At 59.0% G+C, this 21,175-nt stretch carries 17 protein-coding genes; 11 read left to right on the top strand and 6 right to left on the bottom strand.

The features are described 5' to 3' along the window. Positions 1-46: 46 nt before the first annotated feature. Entirely contained in the window at positions 47-658 is a 612-nt protein-coding gene (locus ACTG1P_RS09275; protein ID WP_139409491.1) for a YitT family protein, read from the top strand. Positions 659-739: 81 nt separating this feature from the next. Here ACTG1P_RS09275 and ACTG1P_RS09270 read toward each other — a convergent pair whose 3' ends face one another. From ACTG1P_RS09270 to ACTG1P_RS09250, 5 genes are all read right to left on the bottom strand, one after another. Then, complete coding sequence (locus ACTG1P_RS09270) at positions 740-1,786, bottom strand: ABC transporter ATP-binding protein (RefSeq protein ID WP_440001084.1); 1,047 nt, start codon at positions 1,784-1,786, stop codon at positions 740-742. Then, positions 1,783-2,841, bottom strand: a complete 1,059-nt coding sequence (locus ACTG1P_RS09265) for an ABC transporter ATP-binding protein (protein ID WP_440001083.1) — start codon at positions 2,839-2,841, stop codon at positions 1,783-1,785. Before ACTG1P_RS09265 ends, ACTG1P_RS09270 begins: the two co-directional genes overlap by 4 nt. 31 nt (positions 2,842-2,872) lie before the next feature. Further along, positions 2,873-4,690: an extracellular solute-binding protein gene (locus ACTG1P_RS09260; RefSeq protein ID WP_440001082.1), complete on the bottom strand. Its 1,818-nt coding sequence runs from the start codon at positions 4,688-4,690 to the stop codon at positions 2,873-2,875. Positions 4,691-4,839: 149 nt separating this feature from the next. Further along, positions 4,840-5,883, bottom strand: a complete 1,044-nt coding sequence (locus ACTG1P_RS09255; RefSeq protein WP_440001081.1) for an ABC transporter permease — start codon at positions 5,881-5,883, stop codon at positions 4,840-4,842. Positions 5,884-5,983: 100 nt separating this feature from the next. Next, on the bottom strand, positions 5,984-7,009 hold the full coding sequence (locus ACTG1P_RS09250) for an ABC transporter permease subunit (protein ID WP_031227629.1): 1,026 nt from the start codon (positions 7,007-7,009) through the stop codon (positions 5,984-5,986). 15 nt (positions 7,010-7,024) lie between these two features. Between ACTG1P_RS09250 and ACTG1P_RS09245 the strand changes: the two genes are divergently transcribed. The 9 genes from ACTG1P_RS09245 (at position 7,025) to ACTG1P_RS09205 (ending at position 16,898) form a co-directional block, all read left to right on the top strand. Beyond that, positions 7,025-7,324: a hypothetical protein gene (locus ACTG1P_RS09245; RefSeq protein ID WP_440001080.1), complete on the top strand. Its 300-nt coding sequence runs from the start codon at positions 7,025-7,027 to the stop codon at positions 7,322-7,324. A 425-nt stretch (positions 7,325-7,749) separates the two neighbouring features. Beyond that, a complete protein-coding gene (locus tag ACTG1P_RS09240; RefSeq protein ID WP_440001079.1) occupies positions 7,750-10,305 on the top strand; it encodes a TonB-dependent receptor in 2,556 nt (851 codons plus the stop codon). Between the two features lie 108 nt (positions 10,306-10,413). Further along, positions 10,414-11,178, top strand: coding sequence for a DUF3450 domain-containing protein (locus ACTG1P_RS09235; protein WP_440001078.1), 765 nt, complete (start codon positions 10,414-10,416; stop codon positions 11,176-11,178). Then, on the top strand, positions 11,175-12,548 hold the full coding sequence (locus tag ACTG1P_RS09230; protein ID WP_440001077.1) for a MotA/TolQ/ExbB proton channel family protein: 1,374 nt from the start codon (positions 11,175-11,177) through the stop codon (positions 12,546-12,548). Before ACTG1P_RS09235 ends, ACTG1P_RS09230 begins: the two co-directional genes overlap by 4 nt. 10 nt (positions 12,549-12,558) lie before the next feature. Next, positions 12,559-13,086, top strand: coding sequence for a MotA/TolQ/ExbB proton channel family protein (locus tag ACTG1P_RS09225; RefSeq protein ID WP_005338936.1), 528 nt, complete (start codon positions 12,559-12,561; stop codon positions 13,084-13,086). A gap of 67 nt (positions 13,087-13,153) precedes the next feature. After that, positions 13,154-13,561, top strand: coding sequence for an ExbD/TolR family protein (locus ACTG1P_RS09220; RefSeq protein ID WP_005338933.1), 408 nt, complete (start codon positions 13,154-13,156; stop codon positions 13,559-13,561). Positions 13,562-13,577: 16 nt separating this feature from the next. After that, positions 13,578-14,213, top strand: coding sequence for an energy transducer TonB (locus ACTG1P_RS09215; protein WP_005343441.1), 636 nt, complete (start codon positions 13,578-13,580; stop codon positions 14,211-14,213). Positions 14,214-14,224: 11 nt separating this feature from the next. Continuing rightward, positions 14,225-15,466 carry a tetratricopeptide repeat protein gene (locus tag ACTG1P_RS09210; protein WP_440001076.1) on the top strand — a complete coding sequence of 414 codons (1,242 nt, stop codon included), beginning with the start codon at positions 14,225-14,227 and terminating at the stop codon, positions 15,464-15,466. Positions 15,467-15,977: 511 nt separating this feature from the next. Continuing rightward, positions 15,978-16,898 carry a L,D-transpeptidase family protein gene (locus ACTG1P_RS09205; RefSeq protein ID WP_005338927.1) on the top strand — a complete coding sequence of 307 codons (921 nt, stop codon included), beginning with the start codon at positions 15,978-15,980 and terminating at the stop codon, positions 16,896-16,898. 91 nt (positions 16,899-16,989) lie between these two features. Here the strand turns inward: ACTG1P_RS09205 and sppA are convergent, their stop codons facing one another. Further along, complete coding sequence (sppA, locus tag ACTG1P_RS09200) at positions 16,990-18,834, bottom strand: signal peptide peptidase SppA (protein WP_069526535.1); 1,845 nt, start codon at positions 18,832-18,834, stop codon at positions 16,990-16,992. Positions 18,835-19,042: 208 nt separating this feature from the next. On the opposite strand from sppA, the gene ACTG1P_RS09195 reads away from it, so the two are divergent. Next, positions 19,043-21,070, top strand: a complete 2,028-nt coding sequence (locus ACTG1P_RS09195) for an NADPH-dependent 2,4-dienoyl-CoA reductase (protein ID WP_139432475.1) — start codon at positions 19,043-19,045, stop codon at positions 21,068-21,070. Positions 21,071-21,175 lie beyond the last annotated feature (105 nt).

Below are 21,175 nucleotides of genomic sequence, written 5' to 3'. Positions count from 1 at the left end.
CGGCAGGCGACAGACACTCTCTCTTTACTTCGCTTGGATACAGGTTATGGACAACACCTCGATTCGCACTGCCCATCCTATTTATGAGGATGTGCTGGCCCTGCTGACGGCGGCCGGCTTTGTTTCCCTCGGCATCTTTCTGTTTCATCAGGTTGGCCTGCTCACCGGCGGGACTGCCGGGCTGGCGCTGCTGCTGCAAAAGGTGACCGGAATCAGCTTCGGCCTGCTGTTTTTCGGCATCAACCTGCCCTTCTATGCGCTGGCATGGCTGCGGATGGGGCCACGTTTTACCTTCAACACCTTCGTCTCGGTGGCGGCGGTCTCCTACATGACCGATCACCTCAACGGGGTGTTGCAGATCGGCAAGATAGAGCCCCTCTATGCGGCGCTGATCGGCGGCACCCTGATCGGTATGGGGCTGCTTATCATGTTTCGCCACAAGTCGAGTCTGGGGGGCTTCAATATTCTGGCGCTCTTTATTCAGGATCGCTTTGGCATTAGGGCGGGCAAGCTGCAGATGGGGCTCGATTGCGCCATCGTCATCGCCTCGTTCTTCGTGGTGCAACCCTGGATTCTGGCCCTCTCCATCGTGGCGGCGGTTATCTGTAATCTGGTGTTGACACTCAACCACAAGCCGGGGCGCTACCAGATCGCCTGACGGTTGGCAGATTGACCCGATAGCACGAGGCGGCCTGATGGCCGCCTCGTCTGTTTCTACCCTGGCGTTTGTTCGCTGCGCCTAGCTCGCCTGTTCCAGCCTGCTGTCACCGCTCGTAGCGTTGCTGCTGATGGAACTGCCGCTGATGGCGTGACTACCGACGGCGAGCGGGGTGTGGCAGGCCACCTGATGATGGGCCTCATCACACGCCTCAAGCCTTGGCGCCTTGCTTTTGCACAGCTCGGTCGCATGGGGACAGCGCTGGTGGAAGTGGCAGCCGCTTGGCGGCGAGATGGGGGAGGGCACATCGCCGGTCAGCAGGATGCGCTGGCTGCGCCTGCGTGGATCCGGTACCGGAATGGCAGAGATCAGCGCCTGGGTGTAAGGGTGGCGCGGCGCCAGATAGAGCGACTGGGCATCCGCCAGTTCGACGATCCGTCCCAGATACATCACCGCGATGCGATCCGAGATGTGTTTGACCACCGACAGATCGTGGGCGATGAAGATGATGGAGAGGTTCATCTCCCGCTGCAGGCTGAGCAGCAGGTTGACGATCTGGGACTGCACCGAGACATCGAGGGCCGAGACCGCCTCGTCGCACACCAGCAGCTTGGGCTTGAGGGCGATGGCGCGGGCGATGCCGATGCGCTGGCGCTGACCGCCGGAAAACTCGTGGGGGTAGCGATCCACCGCACTTCCCGGCAGGCCCACTTTTGCCAGCAGCTCTTGCACCCACCCGCGCCGCTGCTCGGTGTTGCCTTTACCGTGGATGATAAAGGGCTCCTCCAAAATTTGGCCCACGGTGTGACGGCTGTTGAGAGATTCTGCAGGATCCTGAAACACCATCTGCATCTCCTGACGCAGGGAGCGCATCTCCTTCGGGCTGAGGGCGGTGATATCGCGCCCCTCGAAGGTGATGGTGCCCGCGGTCGGCTCGAACAGCTTGAGCAGGCTGCGTCCGAGGGTGGACTTGCCGCAGCCCGACTCACCCACCAGCCCCAGCGTCTCCCCCTGTTTCAGGTCGAAGCTGATGCCATCCACCGCGTGAACCGTATATTGCTTGCGCAGGAACCCGCCTCCCAGCCGGAAATGCTGTTTCAGATCCCTGACCGATAACAGAGTGCTCATACGGTCAACTCCTTCCAGTAGTGACAGGCGACATGGTGGCGCGGATTGAGTTGCTCCACCGCCGGAGTGGCGCTGATGCAGAGATCGGTCGCATTGGGGCAGCGGTTGGAGAAGCGGCAGCCAGCGGGCATCTCGTGCAGGGCTGGCACCTGTCCCTTGATGGTCTTGAGCAGGCTCTTGGGCTCATCCTCAAGGCGCGGGATCGAGCTCATCAGGCCGTGGGTATAGGGGTGACGGGGGTGGTCAAACAGCTCGAACACGTCGGCCTGCTCTACTGCCCGCCCGGCGTACATCACCACCACCTCGTCGCACAGCTCCGCCACTACCCCCAGATCGTGGGTAATAAAGATGATGGCCATCCCGGTCTGGGCCTGCAGCTCTTTCATCAATTCGAGGATCTGGGCCTGAATGGTGACATCCAGCGCCGTGGTCGGCTCGTCACAGATAAGCAGGTCTGGCTCGCAGGAGAGCGCCATGGCGATCATCACTCGCTGGCGCATGCCGCCGGAGAGGTTGTGGGGATAGACCGCAAAGCGCTGGGCCGGTTCTGGGATCCCCACCTTCTGCAGCATGGCGATGGCCGCGGCTTTACGCTGGGCCTTGTCATACTCGGGGCGATGGAGGCGAAACACCTCCATCAGCTGCTCCCCCACCGTCTGCACCGGGTTGAGGGCAGTCATCGGCTCCTGAAAGATCATCGAGATGCGGTTGCCGCGCACCTTGTACATCTGATCCGGCGCAAGTGACAGCAGCTCCTCCCCCTGAAAGCGGATGGAACCGGCGACTACCTGACCGTGGGGCTTGGGCAGCAGCCCCATGATGGCGAGTGAAGTGACACTCTTGCCACAGCCGGACTCGCCGACGATCCCCAGCGTCTGACCCGGTGCCACCTTGAAGCTGACCCCGTCGAGCACCTTGATCTTGCCGTCATCGACGGCGAACTCCACCTCAAGATCGCGTACTTCGAGGATTGGGGCCTGGTGCTGGCCGTGATCAGCGGCGAACTCCCCCCCGTTATCCGGTACGTCAAGAATGGGGGCCTGGGTGTTGGGCATAACGGCTGCTCCCTTCGCAATGGCCTGAATATCAATGACGTGCATAGGTCTTGTCGAGCAGGTTGATGGGCGCCAGAGCCTCCCCTGCCTCCTTGGCGTTGCGGGTCTCTTCCTTCACCTTGGGATCTAGCCAGAGCAGACCGCCACTACTGTGAGGATAACCATCCATCGGCCAGTAGAGCAGATCCGGCGTGTTCTTGGTGGCAGGCACTTCCGGCAGCATCACATAACGCCAGCTGCTGGCCCGCACATAGTTGAGCTGCACCCCGGGCACGAAGATGGCGAGGTCATAGATGCGCTGCTGGATCTGCTGGGAGAGCTTGGCCCGTTTGGCCATGTCGAATTCGACGTTGTAGGCATCGATCAGCGCGTCCAGCTCCTTGTCAGCCACGTTGAACAGGTTGTTGGTCTGCGGTTTGTTGGCGTTGGCGGAGTGGAAAAACTCCCAATATTGCGGATAGAGACCGCCGCCGCCCCAACCGAGCCAGGCCGCTTCGTGTTTCTTCTCCAGCATCACCTTGAAGCCGGTGGCGCCATCCACCAGATTGAGCTCCAGATCCAGACCCGCCTTCTTGGCCTCCTCTTTCAGCACGGTCAGTCGCTTGGAGTGCTCCTGACTGGTGTAAGTGAGCGCCAGCGTCAGCCGCTCTCCCTTCTCATTTTGCAGGATGCCGTCCGGCCCCGGCTTGTTGTAGCCGCCCTTGGCAAAGTACTCCCGCGCCTTGCCGATGTCATAAGCCCGCTCAGGCAACGTGATGTCAGTGAACTCGCCAAAACCCGAGTCAAAGGTGGTGGCTCTGTCATAGTCGCCGCGCAGCACGGTCTCGATCATCTTGTCGATGTTGAAGGCGTGCTGGATGCCGAGGCGCACGTTCACGTCCGCCAGCTTGGGGTTGGCCACATTGAGGTGCACCCCCTGACCGCCCTGTTTGGTGTCGGTCATGGCCATCACCTTCTGCACGTAGCCTTTTTTGTACTCCGGGGTGACCGCTTTTTCATGCCACCAGTTGGGCAGGATCATCTCGAAGGTATCGATCTCCCCTTTCAGGAAGTGGCGGAAGGCGATGTTGTGGTCGCGGATCACCTGCACCTTGATGGTGTCGATGTTGAATCTGTGCTGGTTGTAGCGATCATCCTTTGCCCACCAATCCTTCTGCTTGCTGAAGGTGACCGACTTGCCCTTCTTGACGTCGCTGATCACGTAGGGACCTGTGATGGGCACCACGGCCCAGTTGTACTGCTTCACCCAGTTGGGGGTCAGCTTGTAGTAGTGCTTGGGCTGGGGCCACAGCTCGGTGGTGTTGAGCAGGTCCATCTTGGCCTTGCGGTTGCCCGCTTTGACCATAATGGTGTGATCATCGATCTTCTCTACCGCGACCACTTCAGTGGTGTAGTAGTTGTTGAACCAGGGCCCCTTGATGTGCTTGGAGCGCATCATCTCGTAGCCGAAGGTGTAGTCATCGGCATTGACCGGCTTGCCATCCGACCATTTGGCGCGGGGATCCAGCTTGAAGTAGACGGTCTGGCTGTCTGGCGCGATGGCCCAGTGGGTCGCCAGCGAGGGGATGGGGTTGCCGGTATTGGGGTGGAAGCTGATGAGTCGCAACTGGTTATCGAGAATGAAGGAGCGGAACGATCCGTTGGAGTCAGGCCCCACGGTGCGGAACGTCAGCGGAAAGCTCTCCACAAACATATTGAGGCTGCCGCCCGACAGCGCCTTGGGGGAGGCGAACACCGGATCCGTGTCGTTGGTCTCCCATTTGAGATCCGCGGGCAGGCTGGCCGCCCAGACCCAGGATCCGTTTACCAGCACAAAGAGAGCACCTATCCATTTGATTTTATTTTTCATGTTTGACTTCCAGGTCTGGCCCCTGCACTGGGGGTCTTGATTGATAACGGGATTATCCCTTGCTCCCGGGACCGCCGATGGCGGCGGCCCGTCCTTCATTAATCACTGTTCGTTACCCGACGCCTGCCGATGCGCTGGCATCGGCTGGCTTATTGGTAACGGGTAAATTTGCGTGGATCGAACGCCTCGCGGATCGCCTCACCGATAAAGGAGACCATGATCAGCACCAGACTCACCGCAGCCACCACTGAGCTGACGATCCAGATGGCATCCAGATTGTTGATGCCCTGGGAGAGTAGCTCTCCCCAGCTCGGGGTTGGCGGAGCCAGCCCGAAGCCCAGATAGTCGAGCGCCGTCAGGGTGGAGATATTGCCCACCACGGCAAACGGCGCCAGGGTGACGATCATCATCAGGGTGTTAGGCAGGATGTGGTTGAAGATGATCCGCCCGGTGGTCGCCCCTTGTGCCCGCGCCGCCATCACATAGTCCCGAGCCCGCTCCTTGTAGGTGAGGGTGCGCATATACCAGGTGATCCCCATCCAGCCGAACAGCACGTTGATGGCGACAAACAGGCCGAAGTTGGGCTTGGCCAGCGACACCAGGATCATGATGACGTAGAGAAACGGCACCTGGGACCAGATCTCGATAAAGCGTTGCAGGATTAGGTCAAAGCGGCCACCGAGAAAACCCATCAGGCAGCCGATGGTGACTCCGATGGCATAACTGGCCGCCAGTGCGATAAAGGCAAAGCCGATGGCAATGCGAAAGCCGTAGACCAGCCGCGCCAGCACGTCGCGTCCGCTGGTGTCGGTGCCGAGGAAGTGGCGCTCAGCAGCGCTGGGGGCGTAGGGCGGGTAGGCATCCTCCTTGAAATCCTGCTCGTAGGGGTTCCAGGGTACCGGCGGCAGCAGCACCCAGTCGCCCTGGCCCTCTGCCGCAAATTTGGCCTTGAGCTGGCGGTAGTTGGTCTCGTACTGGTAATCGAGCCCGAACTGCTGACCGGGGATCACATCGCCATAGGTGGGGAAATGCAGCTGGCCCTGATAGCTCACCATCAGTGCCCGGCTGTTGACCAGCAGCTCTGCCAGCAGGGAGAGCAGTACCAGGGTGGTGAAGATGATGAAGGAGTAGTAGCCGCGCTTGATCGACTTGAAGCGCTTGAGTTTTTTTAAGGTGACAGGGTTCATGTTCAATCTCCAAACCGTACTCGCGGATCTACCAGGGCCACGCAGATATCGGAGACGATATGGCGTGATATCAGCATCGGCATGGCAATAGAGGTCTGGTTCATGTTCAATCTCCAAACCGCACGCGCGGATCTACCAGGGCAACGCAGATATCGGAGACGATATTGCCTATCAGCATCAGCATGGAGGTGATGGCCAGAATGCCCATCACGGTGGGGTAATCCCGCTCGACGATCGCCTCGTAACCGAGCAGGCCGATGCCGTCGATGTTGAAGATGGTCTCGATGAGGAAGGAGCCGCCAAAGAAAACGGTGAGCACGGACCCCAGGTGACTGGCGATGGGGATCAGGCTGTTGCGCATGGCGTGGTCGGTGACCGCCTTGCGAAACGGCAACCCCTTGGCCACGGCGGTACGCACATAATCGGCCGACAGGTTCTCCATCAGGCTGTTTTTCATGGTCATGGTGAGGATGGCGAAATCGCCGATGGCGTAGGCGATAAGCGGCAGCAGGGCATGGGCAAAGACGGTGCGGATCTGATCCCAACTGCTCTCCATGTACTCAAAATCGTCCCCCGGAAAACCGCCCATTGGCAGCCACTCCAGATGGAAGGCGAACACGGTGATGAGGAAGATCCCCACCACGTAGGCGGGCAGGGCATAGGCCATGTAGATAAGCATGGAGCTTAACGAGTCGAAGCGGCTGTTGTGCCTGAGCGCCTTGGCCACCCCGAGCGGGATGGAGACCGCATAGCTCAGCAGAAAGGTCGCCAGTCCGAAGAAGGCGGTGACGGGCAGCCGCTCCTTGATAAGATCCCACACCGGCTCGTAGTAGCGGGTTGATTCACCGAGATCCAGCACCGCCAGCTTCTGCAGCCACTCCCAGTAGGCGACCAGCATCGGCTTGTCGAGGCCATAGAAGGCCTTGAGCTCCTCGATCTGTTCATCGGAGAGGGCCTGCGCCCCCTTGCTGCCGCTGGAGCGGCCAGATTCATTCTGGGACACCTGGGCTTGCAGCAGCATGCGTTCGACCGGGCCGCCCGGCACGAAACGGGTGATGGTGAAGACGAGCAGGGTGATACCGAGAAACGTCGGGATGATCAACAGCATCCGGCGTAGGAAATACGACAGCATGGTAGAACCTCGTCCTTGTTGTTCTTTTTTTGCGACCAGTCAAATCCGGTGACAGGCCTGTCCTTCCTGGCATTACGCGCTGGATTGGTTGCCAAACAGCAGACAATCCGCTTGGCCACTGTAAAAGCTCTGCAACAAAAATCAAGTACAAGGAAATGGAAAACTGGGACAAATGACCCGCTGAAACCAAAAACGCCGAAAAATGATGTTTTTTATCTGAAAAGTGAAAATCAAAACAAAACGCTACCGTTCAACATAATTTTAAAAAACATAAACAGCTGTTTATCCAGGCTTGATTTAATTTTAACATATTGATTTTTGTGATTTTTGCTTGGCTGGTAAAGCTGAAGGAAAACGATATCATCTCGGCACCTATATCTATCCCCACTACCAAAAAGGTGCGGTTCACCAGTGATGAAGTTAGTGTTTTATTCTTATTAAGGTCGATAAATCGAAATAAGATATAAAAAGACAGCACACTAACTAATAAGTTCATCAAATTTTAATTCAGCGCCATTTACGCCATTTAACAATATTTTTACATCGCTCTGGTTGTTTTTTACGGAATTATTCACTAATTGTGCCGGTCAAAATTAATACACTTCGCTTATTCTGCGTTCGACCTCGCCGCCCCCCTGCTCCATTGACGCCGCTAGTCAAAGATTGATAAGCCTTACACATCGCTCCAAAGAGGGCGGTATCAGGAAGCAAACAATAAACAACCAGGAAGGATATAAGCGATGCTTAGGAAGAGCAGAATCTCTGCTGCGATTGCGTTCGCCTTGGCGAGCCTTGCGGCGGCCCCATCCGTATCTGCCGAAGAAGGGCAGAACGTCGAAAAACTGCAGAAAATCAAAGTCACTGGCTCCCGTATCTCCCGTGTTGATGTTGAGGGGGCAACTCCGGTTGTCTCTGTCAGCAAGGCTCAAATTGAACAGTCTGGTCAGCAGACTGTGGCCGATTATCTGAAACAGGCCTCCTACAACTCCTTCGGTGGTTTCTCCCCATCCTCCGGTAGTTCTGCCCAGTCACAAGCCACAGTAGGGCTGCGTGGCCTTGGTGAAGATCGCACGCTGGTGCTGCTTAATGGCAAGCGTATCGCCGGTTCTCCCTCTATGGGCGGCACCGCCATCAACCTCAACACTATCCCCATGGCGGCGGTTGAGCGGGTGGAAGTGAACCTGGATGGTGGCTCCGCACTCTATGGCTCTGATGCCATCGGCGGCGTTATCAACGTGATCCTCAAAGAGGGTTTTGAAGGTTTGTCATTCCAGGGGCGCGTTGGTTCACCGACCGAAGAGGGTGGTGACGAGCAGAGTGGTTCCATCGTTAGCGGCATCTCGGGTGAGAAAGGCTCCTTGATGATGGTCTACGAGCACGATGTGAAAGACGAGATCTATTACAAGGATCGCGACTATCTGGCGAAAGAGGGGGCAACTGCACCGAGTCTCTATGGCCGCAATATCAAGGGAGTGGATGCCACGACCGGCAAGACCGTTACCCGTACCCTGAATGGAGTTGACTGTGAAGGTACTGGCGCCGGTTTCGTCACCAAGGGCACGGCTTGCCGCTTCGACTTTGCTCAAGTCGCTGCCAAGACTGCCTCTCGTACCCGCGATACCGTCTATCTGAACGGGCGCTACCATATCAACGACAATGTGGACTTCGTACCACAGATGATTGGTTCTCGCGTCACCAGTTTTGGTCGTTTCGCGCCAGCCGCTGGTGCCTTCACCGTGGATGGTTCTACCCCCGACAGCGCAGCAGTCCTGTCTGCCAACAACTTCAGCACCGCCAAGGCCGCGACTGTTTACTACCGCTTCAACAACGTCGGCCCCCGTGACAACGATGTGACTGACTTGACCGGTACCCTGAACCTGGGTTTTGAAGGGGTGGTGCCGACCGAAGCAGTAGGCGATCTGGAGTGGAACGCCGGTTACATGTATTCCAAAACAGATAACCAGAGCACCGGCAATGGTTATGTCTTGGCACCTGCCGTGGAAACTCAGGTCAATACCGGCAAGTTTGTTAATGGCAGCTTCTCTGATGCGGCGACCAAGGATCTCTCCTATACCACCAGCCGCAATTCCAAGATGGACTTCTTCCAGTGGTACGGTGGTGTAGGTTGGGATATGGGCGAACTGCCCGCTGGCCCGGTCAGCTGGTATCTTGGGGCCGAGTATAACGATTGGGTTTACTCCGATACCTATGACAGCCAGTCCGAAGCGGGTAACGTACTGGGTTCATCCGGTAACTCCGGTGGTGGTGTGCGCGATGTGTTTGCCACCTACATCGAGAGCCTGATCCCCATCACCGAGCAGATCGAACTGAACCTGGCGGGTCGTTATGACAAGTACAGCGATTTTGGCAGCGCCTTCTCGCCCAAAGCGAGTCTGCGTTATCAACCGCTCGACCAGCTGATGTTCCGTACCTCCTGGTCCCAGTCTTTCCGCGCGCCGGGTCTGAACGATCTCTACGCGGCTGATGCCCAGTCAGCGGACTTTGCCAAGGACTATGTCTACTGCCAGGCCAATGGCATTGCCAACTGTTCCGAAGCGCAGTACGAGACAACACGTCAATCCAACAAGAACCTGAAGGAAGAGACGGCTGACACCTTTACCATCGGTGCTGCTTACAACCCGCTGGACAACCTGAACCTGTCGCTCGATTACTACTACATCAAGATTGATGACGTGATCCAGCTGGCTACCACCCAGACCCAGTTCTATCAGGAGCTCAACACCGGCAGCAACCCGAACGTCATCCGTGATGCCAACGGCGATGTCGAGAAGGTCTATGCCGGCATGGTCAACCTGGGGCAGCTCAAGACCAGTGGTATCGACTTCAAGGCGGACTACAAGTACGACTTCAACTCCTTCACCCTGCGTTACGACTTTGGCAGCAGCTACATCCTGAAATATGAGGAAGGTCTGTTTGCTGGTGGCCCAATGGTCGACAAGAAGGGCTGGAATGGCAAACCCGACTTCCGCTTCAACTCCGGGATCGGTGCCAACTTCCCGCAGCTGTGGAATCTGGATACCTACCTGAGCACCAACTATATCGACTCCCAGAGTCAGGACTATGTGGATGACAAGGAAGAGGGCCATATCGCTTCCAACACCATCTGGAACCTGAACGTGGCGGTTGATACCAGCTGGAATGCCAAGATCCAGACCGGTGTGAAGAACATGTTCAACCGCGGGCCTTCTCTGTCCAACGATGGTTTCACTTACGATGAATACCTCTACGGCATCGACGGTCGCGTCTACTACATCGACTACACCCAGAAGTTCTAATCAACCCCGTTGATATACAACCTCAGCCGGCCCGGTCGGGCCGGCTGTGCCCAACGTCCAAGGAAGTTACGGAGATAGGGTAATCCTATGAAGACAAGGACCATTACAATGAAGAAAGCGCTCCTTGGCAGCCTGGTTTCGGCCGCCTTGTTGACCAGCTTCAATCTGAGTGCCGCCACTGCCGGTCAGGCCGTGGACGCTCAAGCCGCCACCGACAACGCATCCAAAGTTTCCCAGCAGAAGATCGACAGCTATGCCGAATCTGCCGAATCCGCACTGGCTCAGTACAAGGCTGCCCTGCGTCAGGTTGACAGTCTGCGCACCTACAACGAGCAGGTGAGCAAGATGGTCGAGTCCCAGAGCGCCGAGCTGGCGTCGATGCAAAAGCAGATCGCCCAGATCGACCAGACCAGCACCGAAGTGGTGCCCCTGATGCTCAAGATGATCGACTCCCTCGAGCAGTTTGTGGCGCTGGATCTGCCGTTCCAGAAGGTCGAGCGCGAGGACCGCATGGCGGCCCTGACCGACCTGATGAACCGGGCCGATGTCACCATCTCCGAGAAATACCGCAAGATCCTGGAGGCTTACCAGATCGAGGAGGGCTTCAGCCGCACCATCGAATCCTACAAGGCGAGCCTGGACAAGGATGGCAGCGAGAAGACCTACGAGTTCCTGCGGGTTGGCCGTATCGCGTTGCTTTACCAGTCCCCGGATGGCAATGAGACCGGCATGTGGAACAAGAAGACCCGTCAGTGGGAAGAGTTGCCCCAGGAGTATCGCAGTGCGGTTGAACAGGGCCTTCGCATCGCCAAGAAGCAGGCGCCTCCTGCGCTGATCAAGCTGCCGGTTCAAACTGCGGAGAAAGCATCATGAAAGGAATCAAACTTGCTATTGCCTCCCTGATTGCGGGAGCAACCCTGGTCACCCTGCCGGTGACCGCCGCCGAAAAACCGGTGGATCTCAATGCGCTGCTGAACCAGGTCAAGGCCTCCAGCCTGAGCGAATCCCAACTCAACAAGGAGCGGGAAGCCCGCTTCCTGGCTGACAAGAACGAGCAGGGGGCGCTGCTGGCCAAGGCCAAGGCCGAGCTGGCAGCCGAAACCGCCAAGGGCGAGCAGCTCAAGGCGACCTTTGATGCCAACGACAAGCAGTTGACCGAACTGACCGAAACCCTGCGCCAGCGTTCTGGCAACATGGGCGAGATGTTTGGTGTGCTGCGTCAGTTCGCCGGTGAGTTCAAGGGGATCTTCAACGCCTCTGCTCGTCGGGTCGAGCATCCGGAGCAATCCGCCCTGTTGACCCGTCTGGCCGAGAGTAAAGAGCTCCCCTCCAGCGATGATCTGGAAGCGTTCTGGACCACCACCCTCAGCCGCATGGTGGACGGTGGCAAGGTGAGCCAGATCCCGGCGACCGTGGTCTACGGTGAGGGCAACCAGGCCGAGAAGACCGTCACCCAGATCGGCGAGTTCAACACTGTCTCCGAAGGCAAGTACCTCACCTTCGTGCCGGAGACCGGTAAATTCGAGCAGCTCTCCCGTCAACCGGAGAAGAGCGTGCTGGAACCGATCGCCGAGTTTGAACAGGGCGGTGACGGGGTCAAACCCATCTTTATCGACCCGTCTCGCGGCGTGATCCTCTCCCTGCTGGTGCAGTCACCGACTCTCAAGGAGCGGATCGATCAGGGTGGTGAAGTGGGTTACGTCATCATGGTGCTCGGCGTGCTCGGTACCCTGCTGGCCATCTTCTGCGGTATCCGGCTGTCGCTGATCGGCTCGTCCATGCGCAAGCAGCTGAAATCCGATCAGATCATCAAGGGCAACCCCATTGGTGACATGCTGGGGGCCTACCAGAGCCATCGCGGTGACAACATCGAGGATCTGGAGTCCAAGCTCGACGAGATCATCCTGCGCAACGTGCCCAAGTTCGAGAAGGGTATCAGCATCATCAAGCTGATCGCTTCCGTCGCGCCGCTGCTGGGGCTGCTCGGCACCGTAGTGGGGATGATCGCCACCTTCCAGGCCATCACATTGTTCGGTACTGGCGATCCCAAGCTGATGGCGGGCGGTATCTCCGAGGCGCTGGTGACCACCATGCAGGGTCTGGTCGTCGCGGTGCCCATGCTGTTCCTCTACACCATTGTGCAGACCCAGAGCCGTCGTCTGATCCAGGTGCTGGAAGAGCAGAGCGCCGGTTTCGTCGCCCGTTATCAGGAACGTCTGCACGCATCCAAAGCCGCAGCGTAAGGAGTCACCCATGTGGTTCTGGTTGATTGAAGAAGTCGAGTCGGTCCGCCGGTTTTTGGGATTGGGGGGCGATGTACTGGTCGCCCTGTTCTTCCTGACCCTGATGATGTGGGCCCTGTTGCTGGAGCGCTGGTTCTACTTCATGGCGGTTTACCCCAAGCAGGTTAAGCAGACCAAGGCCACCTGGCTGGCCCGCACCGATCATCTCTCCTGGTCTGCCAAGCAGATCCGGCGCGAGCTGGTCTCACGGGTTGCCATGGCGGTGGACAAGGGGATGCCGGTCATCAAGGTGCTGATCGCTCTCTGCCCGTTGATGGGGCTGCTCGGTACCGTGGTGGGGATGGTGCAGGTGTTTGATACCCTGGCCATCACCGGCACCGGTTCGCCGCGGGCGATGGCATCGGGGATCTCCAAAGCAACGGTACCGACCATGGCGGGCATGATTGCCGCCCTTTCCGGCCTGTTTTTTGTCAACCAGCTCGATCACAAGGCCAAACTGGCGGTGCAAAAGCTGGAAGACAACCTGAAACACGGTTGATGCAGGATGCATACCCCCGGCGAGGCATGGCCTGCCGGGGGCACAGAACAAGCAAGGAGTTTCTGCTATGAGAAAACGTTACAGCGACAGCGGTGCTGACGAGGCGGCTATCGATTTGACCCCCATGCTGGACATAGTGTTCATCATGCTGATCTTCTTCATCGTCACCACCTCCTTCGTCAAGGAGTCCGGTGTCGAGATCAACCGTCCCAGTGCCAGCACGGCCGAGACGGTGAAGAAGGGCAATATCATGGTCGCGGTGCGCGAAAACGGTCAGGTCTGGGTCGACAAGCGGGTGGTCGAGGTGGGGGCGGTGCGCGCCAACATCGAGCGGCTGCGGGCCGAAAACCCGGAGAGCGCCGTGGTGATCCAGGCCGATAACGAATCCCGTTCCGGTCTGGTGGTGCAGGTCATGGATCAGATCCGCATGGCCGGTGTCCAGAACATCTCCATCGCGGCAGACAAGAGCAGCTGATGCCGGAGAGAGACCTATGAGATACCTGATATCGTTGGCGGTCTCCTGTGTGGTGGTGTTCTTTCTGTTTCTGGGAATGAACAAGCTGATCACACCGGATCACCGGGAGCTGGTGGAGAAGGATGACGTCACCATGACCGATTTCATCCGCCTCAAGCCCCAGGAGACCCTGCAAGAGAAACAGCGGGAGCTGCCCAAACCGCCGCCGCCCAAGCGTCCGCCACCGCCTCCCGAGATGGAGGTGGCCAGCACGGATCGGCCGAAGATGGAGAGCGCGCCGATGGACATGCCCAAGCTCGACATCCCGGTCAACATCGGTGGTGGCAACGCGCTGGGTGCTTATAGCACCGGCGGCGGTGGTGGCGGCGTCGGTGGCAACAATGGTGCCATTCCGCTGGCAACCTTCGAGCCCATGATGCCCCGCAAGGCGGCGCTGGCGGGGCTGGCCTCCGGCAAGGTGCTGGTGGAGTTCACCGTCACCGAGCGCGGCACCGTCAGCAACGTGCGGATCGTCAAGGAAGAGCCGCGCAGCTATGACCTCGGCAAAGAAGCGCGCAAAACCATCGCCAAGTGGACGTTCAAACCGGCCATGGTGGATGGCAAGCCGCAGGCGAGCCGGATGCAGCAAGAGATCGAGTTTGCGGTCAACTAAGGAAGGTGGCGATGAACAAGTTACAGAAGATGATCCTCGCCCCGGTCGCCATGGCGGTGCTGCTCAGCACCGCCAGTTGGGCCGCCGAGCAGCCGGCCCTGTCGGATCGGGCCTATCGGGCGGTCAACAAGGCGCAGGAGCTGATCACCGAGAAGAAATACGGCGAGGCCAATGCCAAGCTGCAAGACGCGCTCTCCGGTGCGGGCGAGCGGGTCTACGACAAGGGGGTCATATTGCAGACTCTCGGTTTCGTAGCCGCCCAGCAGGAGAAATACGGTCAGGCGACCAAGTACTTTGCCGAGGCCATCGCGACAGGCGGCCTGCCGCCACCGGTGGCCCAGCAGGTGCGTTACAACCTGGCCCAGCTCTATATGGCTGAGGGTAATTATCAGGGCTCGATCAAGACCATGAAGGAGTGGTTTGCCAACCAGGGCAAGGATGACAAGCCCAACTCCCATGCCTATATCACGCTAGCCAACGCACACGTGCAGCTCAAGCAGTACCGTGACGCGATCCCGGCAGTGGATCAGGCGATCAAGCTGTCGGCAGGTAAAGCGCCGGAGTCCTGGTATCTGCTGAAGATGGGCGCTCACTACGAGCTGAAACAGTACAAACCGGCGACCGAGGTGCTGACCTCTCTGGTCAATATGTTCCCGGAGAAGAAGAAGTACTGGACCCAGCTGTCGGCCATGCATATGCAGGCAGGCAACGATGCCAAGGCGCTGGCGGCGCTGGAGTCGGCCTACAACCTCGGCATGTTGACCGAGGCCGCCGAGCTGCAGCGCCTCGCCAACTACCTCGCCTTCACCGGCATTCCCCATCGCGCCGCACGGGTGATGGAGAAGGGGATGAAGGATGGGGTGATTGAGCAGAGCGCTGGCAACTACAAGACCCTGGCCAACTACTGGCATCAGGCCAAGGAGCTGGATCCGGCCATCGACACCCTGGCCAAGTCCTACCAGCTGGCCCCGAGCGCCGAATTGCAGCTGAAAATGGCGCGCATGATGATCCAGAGCAAACGCTATCAGGATCTGGTGGCGCTGGCCGCCAAGCCGGCTCCGGGCGCCAGCGGTGAACAGCGGGCGGATCTCAAGTTCCTGACCGGGGTCGCCTATTTTGAGCAACAAAAGCCGAAGGAGGCCCTCAACGCCTTCACCCAGGCGGCTCAGAATGGCAACGTAAGCGGTCGGGCATCCCCCTGGATCAGCTTCCTCAAAGAGCAGAGTGGCACCGGAGAGGCAGCCGTCCAGTAATTCCAATGACAACTACCTGTAGTCCCTTTTATGGTTGCCTGGTGGCTCCATTAACCGCTCTTCGGAGCGGTTTTTTTATAGCTGAAACCGGTACTGGCTGGTGGCCGATGCGCGGTTTTATCCCTCTTCATGCCAATAAAGAGCCTCCGTCGACATTGGTCTATCCCCCCGACTGAGACAAACGTTTTAGCTAGGGCTGCAACCGTGAAGCAAGGGGGCGCTGCGCAGTGGTTGACGGGAGCTCGGGTGGCCCGCTGACAGGCGGGCAGTGCTATTCATCTTTCTCTTTGCTGCGACTTGCCAGTGTGGCTTTTGCCTTGTTGATAAGCGTCACACCGAAAACGGCTACTTTTAACAAGAAAAGCAACATATGGAAGTTGAAATTTTGGCCGACTCAGGAAAGAATGCGCGCTCGGTTATTGGCGTCGTGGGGCAGGTTGACCCGCCACCGGCAGACCGAGGATGAGACGGCCCCCGGCCCATTTGGTACAGGAAACCACACAGGAATTTTATGAATCCCCTTCGCACTGCCGCTTCGGCCCTTTTATGCACTTTTGCGCTGGTCAGCCAGCAGGCTGCCGCCGTCGAGTACCGTCTGCCTGCGGCCAACAGCCGCCTGATCGGTGAAAATCAGGAATACGTGGTGCCTGCGGACAACCGTCCGCTGGAGCAGATCGCTGCTGACTTCCAGCTGGGTCTGACCAACATCATGGAAGCCAACCCGGGCGTTGATCCCTATCTGCCGAAAGCGGGTAGCACCCTGATCATCCCCCACCAGCTGATCCTGCCCAACGCGCCCCGCGAAGGGATCGTCATCAACGTTGCCGAGATGCGTCTCTACTACTACCCGAAAGGGAAGAACGTGGTGGAAGTGCTGCCCATCGGCATCGGTCAGCTGGGGGTAAACACCCCGGAAAACTGGATCACCAAGGTAGAGCGCAAGCGCGCTAACCCGACCTGGACCCCGACCGAGAACATCCGTCGTCGCTATGCCGCCCAGGGCAAGACTCTGCCGGCAGTCTGGCCAGCCGGTCCGGATAACCCCATGGGTCTGCACGCCCTCTACATTGGCAACCTCTATGCCATCCACGGTACCAATGCCACCTTCGGTATTGGTCTGCGGGTGAGCAGCGGCTGCGTGCGTCTGCGCGCTGACGACATCAAGTATCTGTTCGACAACGTGCCGGTCGGCACCCGCGTCCAGTTCGTCAACCAGCCGGTCAAGACCACGGTCGAGCCGGATGGCGGTCGCTACATGGAAGTGCACGAGCCGCTGTCGCGCACCGAGGAGGAGTTCAACTCCACCGCCTCCGTGCCGCTCCCGATGACTCCGGCTATCACCCGTTTCATCGCTCACGCCGAGTCTGATTCCAACGTGGTCAAGCAGGTGCTGGAACAGCGTACCGGTATGCCGACCCGCCTCAATCCCTGATTGAGCAAGTTGGCGGTGCCGCGCGCACTGGCTGAATAAAGAAAACGGCGACCATCTGGTCGCCGTTTTTGATGGGGCATTCGCAGCTTGCTTACTGCACGCAGACCGGGCAGAAGGCGTAGGTGCCTTGCGGATCGTTGAAGCGGGTAAGCGGGTCGAGACTGCGGTTCACTTCCACCAATGCCTTGCCAAATCCAGCCGGCAGCCAGCTTTGCAACTGGGGGGCCAGCACTTGGGCACTGCTGTCAAACAGCTGGCGCAGGAACTTGTCCTTGGTGGACTCCTCCTGCTCGATGGGGGTTACCTGCCACTCCTTGAGGTTGGCCAGCTCGGCTGCTGCCTTGATGGCGTCATCCAGATTGCCGAACTCGTCCACCAGACCTAGGGCCTTGGCATCTTCGCCGGTCCAGACCCGACCTTCGGCCGCCTTCTCGGCCTCTTCCGGGCTCAGGCCGCGGCCCTTGCTGACCAGACCTATGAAGCGCTGGTAGGTATCTTCCACGCTCAGCTGGATAGCCTGACCGACGTGATCCGGCAGGGCGCGGGTCGGGCCTACGCCGACGTAATCGGTGGTGCCGACCCCGTCGGTATGCACGCCAAACTGGGCCAATGCCTTGTCGATGGTGGCGAACATGCCGAACACCCCGATGGAGCCGGTGAGGGTGGTGGGGGAGGCGAAGATCTTGTCCGCATCGGCGGAGATCCAGTAGCCACCGGAGGCGGCATAGCTGCCCATGGAGACCACTACCGGTTTGCCAGCCTGTTTCAGGGCCAGCAGCTCGGCGCGGATCTGCTCGGCGGCGAAGGCGCTGCCGCCCGGGCTGTCGACCCGCAGGACCACGGCTTTGACCTTGTCATCGCGGCGGGCATCGGCCAGCAGGTCGGAGAGGCTATCACCGCCTATGGTTCCGGCAGGCTGGACGCCATCCATGATGGCGCCGCTGGCGACCACCAGACCCACCTCATCCTTGCCACTCTGGGGATATTGTTCCGGAATGGCAGCCAGATACTCTTTCAGGCCGACCCCTTTCCAGCCGTGATCGTCCGCTTCACCCACCTCTTTAATGACCGCCTGGGTCATCTCGTCGCGGGTGGCCAGCTGATCCACCAGACCGTTGTCGAGGGCGTAGTTGGCGGCATTGCCACCGGCCTTGCGCAGCAGCTCGAGGAAGCGATCCTTGCCCGGCGCGACCGCATCGGGTTCGATCTCCCGCTGCTCGGCGACATCGGCCACATAGGATTGCCACAGCTGATCCAGCCAGCGCTGATTCGCCTCTTTGCTCTCGGGGGACATCTCGTCGCGGGTATAGGGTTCGACGAAGGATTTGTAGGTGCCGACCTTGAATACATGCGGGGTGATGTTGAGCTTCTCCAGCGCCGATTTGAAGTAGGTCTGGTAGACCCCAAGCCCCTCGATCACCACGGCGCCGCTCTGGTTGAGCAGCACGTGATCGGCGTGGGCCGCCAGCAGGTATTGCCCCTGAGTGTAGAAGTCGGCCATGGCGATCACCGGTTTGCCGCTCTCCCGGAAGGAGTCGATGGCGCTCGCCACCTCCTGCAGTTTGGTGAAGTTGGCTCCCTGCAGCCCTTGTGGCTTGATCACCAGCGCCTTGATGCGCTCGTCATCCTTGGCACTCTTGATGGCCCACAGCAGGTCGGAGAGGACGATCTCGCTCGGCTGCTCGTCGCTGCTGTCCATCTGGCGCAGCAGTTGTACGGTGGGATCTGTCTGGGAGCGTTGCTCCACCAGCACGCCGTTGAGATTGAGGGTCAGCGCCCCTTCGATGGGCGCCTTGGGGGCCTCTTTCTGGCTGACGCTGAAGACGATGACCAGCACTACGATGAGAAACAGCAGATTGACCAGCATCAGCCGGGTGAAATTGAGCAGGCGCCACAGGCTGCGGAACAACCAACCCAGACCTTTGAAAATAGACATAGTCGCGTTATCGCCCTGTTAATGGGTAGAGAAGAGCCATTATTAACCAGTTACGGGCGAAATTGCCATTTCCTACTGGCGGATCCCGCCTATCTTCGTTCAGGGCACGGCTGTTCGCTGAAAAATTGTCCAAACATTTGTTTGAAAAAGAATTTTCGATTCTTTACTCTAGCCTCAGTTTGATAACAAAAAATTAACTGGAGGCATCGTGAGCCGCTATCCGACCCTGCTGACCCCGCTCGACCTTGGTTTTACCCAGCTGCGCAATCGCGTGTTGATGGGCTCCATGCATACCGGCCTCGAAGAGGAGAAGGGCGGTTTTGACAAGCTGGCCGCCTTTTATGCCGAGCGCGCCCGCGGTGGCGTTGGCCTTATCGTCACCGGCGGCATTGCCCCCAATCTGCGCGGTCGGCTGGTACCTCACGGATCCCAGCTGAGCTTCCCCTGGCAGGTGAGCAAGCACAAGAAGGTGACCAGCGCCGTGCACCAGGAGGGGGGCAAGATTGCGCTGCAGATCCTCCATGCCGGTCGTTACGCCTATCATCCCTTCAGTCTGGCCCCGAGCGCCCTCAAGGCCCCCATCTCCCCGTTCAAACCGCGCGCCATGAGCGAGCGGCAGATCCGCGGCACCATTCGCGACTTCGCGGCTACAGCAGCGTTGGCCAAGGCGGCCGGTTATGACGGCGTCGAGGTGATGGGCTCGGAAGGCTATCTCATCAACCAGTTCATCTGCGAGCGTACCAACAAACGTACCGATGGCTGGGGCGGCAGCAGCGAAAACCGGATGCGCTTTCCGGTGGAGATTGTCCGCGCCATCCGCGAGCGGGTCGGCACCGATTTCATCATTATCTTCCGCCTCTCCATGCTGGATCTGGTGGAGCAGGGCTCAACCCTGGAAGAGGTAATCGCCCTTGGCAAAGCGCTGGAAGCTGTGGGGGTGACCCTGATCAACACCGGTATCGGTTGGCACGAAGCGCGTATTCCCACCATCGCCACCAGTGTGCCGCGCGGCGCCTTCAGCTGGGTCACTGCCGAGCTGAAAAAACATCTCAAGGTGCCGCTTATCACTACCAACCGGATTAACACCCCCGAGGTGGCCGAGCGGATTCTGGCGGGTGGCGAGGCGGATATGGTCTCCATGGCGCGCCCCTTCCTGGCTGATCCCGAATTTGTCATCAAGGCGGCCGAGAACCGGGCGGACGAGATCAACACCTGCATCGCCTGCAATCAAGCCTGCCTTGACCATGTGTTCAAGCAGAAGCGAGCCTCCTGTCTGGTCAATCCTCGCGCCTGTTTCGAGACCGAGCTGACTTTTGGCCGCGTGCCCCAGCCCAAAAAGCTGGCGGTGGTGGGGGCGGGCCCGGCTGGCCTGGCGTTCGCCTGTTACGCTGCCGAGCGCGGTCATCAGGTGAGCCTGTTCGATCAGGCCAGCGAAATCGGCGGCCAGTTCAACTTCGCCAAGCAGATCCCGGGCAAGGAGGAGTTTCACGAAACCCTGCGCTATTTCGCCAAACGGCTGGAGAAGTGCGGCGTCGAGCTCTATCTCGGCCAGCGCCAGAGTGCCGAGAGCCTGCTCGGCGGCGGTTTTGACGAGGTGATCCTCGCTACCGGTATTCGTCCGCGCACCCCCAATATTCCGGGCATTGAACATCCCAAGGTGATGAGTTATCTCGATGTATTGCGGGATCACAAACCGGTCGGCCAGAAGGTGGCGGTGATCGGTGCCGGCGGCATCGGCTTCGATGTAGCTGAGTATCTGGTAGAGAAGAAAGTGGAGATGGATGCCGATGGGCACCGTGATCACTGGCTCAAGGAGTGGGGCATCGACAAACAGCTTGGCGAGCGCGGTGGCCTCACGGCTCCTGAAATCGACGCCCCCGAGCGCCAGATCTGGCTGCTCCAGCGCAAGGAGAGCAAGGTGGGTGACGGACTTGGCAAGACCACCGGCTGGATCCACCGTACCGTGCTCAAGAACCGCAAGGTGCAGATGCTCTCCGGGGTGCAATATCTGGGGATCGATGACGAGGGCTTGCACATTCAGGTGGGCGAGACCAAGCAGTGTCTGCCGGTGGATCAGGTGATAGTCTGCGCCGGGCAGGAGCCCCTCAAGGAGCTGCAGGCCGGGTTGCAGGCGGCAGGCAAGCCGGTGCATATCATCGGCGGAGCCGACGTGGCTGCCGAGCTGGATGCCAAACGCGCCATTCGGCAAGGGGCCGAGCTGGCTGCGGTCATCTAGCCAACTGTGTCCTTTTGCCCTTTTTAGTGCGATAAACCCCTGAGCCTCAGGGGTTTTCTTCATTCTGTGCTGTGCTAAGGTAGCGCCATCATTGCCCCAGAGAAG

This window comes from Aeromonas sp. 11P (assembly GCF_051920165.1).
GTDB lineage: Bacteria > Pseudomonadota > Gammaproteobacteria > Enterobacterales > Aeromonadaceae > Aeromonas > Aeromonas veronii.
The sequence above is the reverse complement of the archived record's forward strand: the minus strand, read 5'-3'. Positions and strand labels throughout refer to the sequence as shown.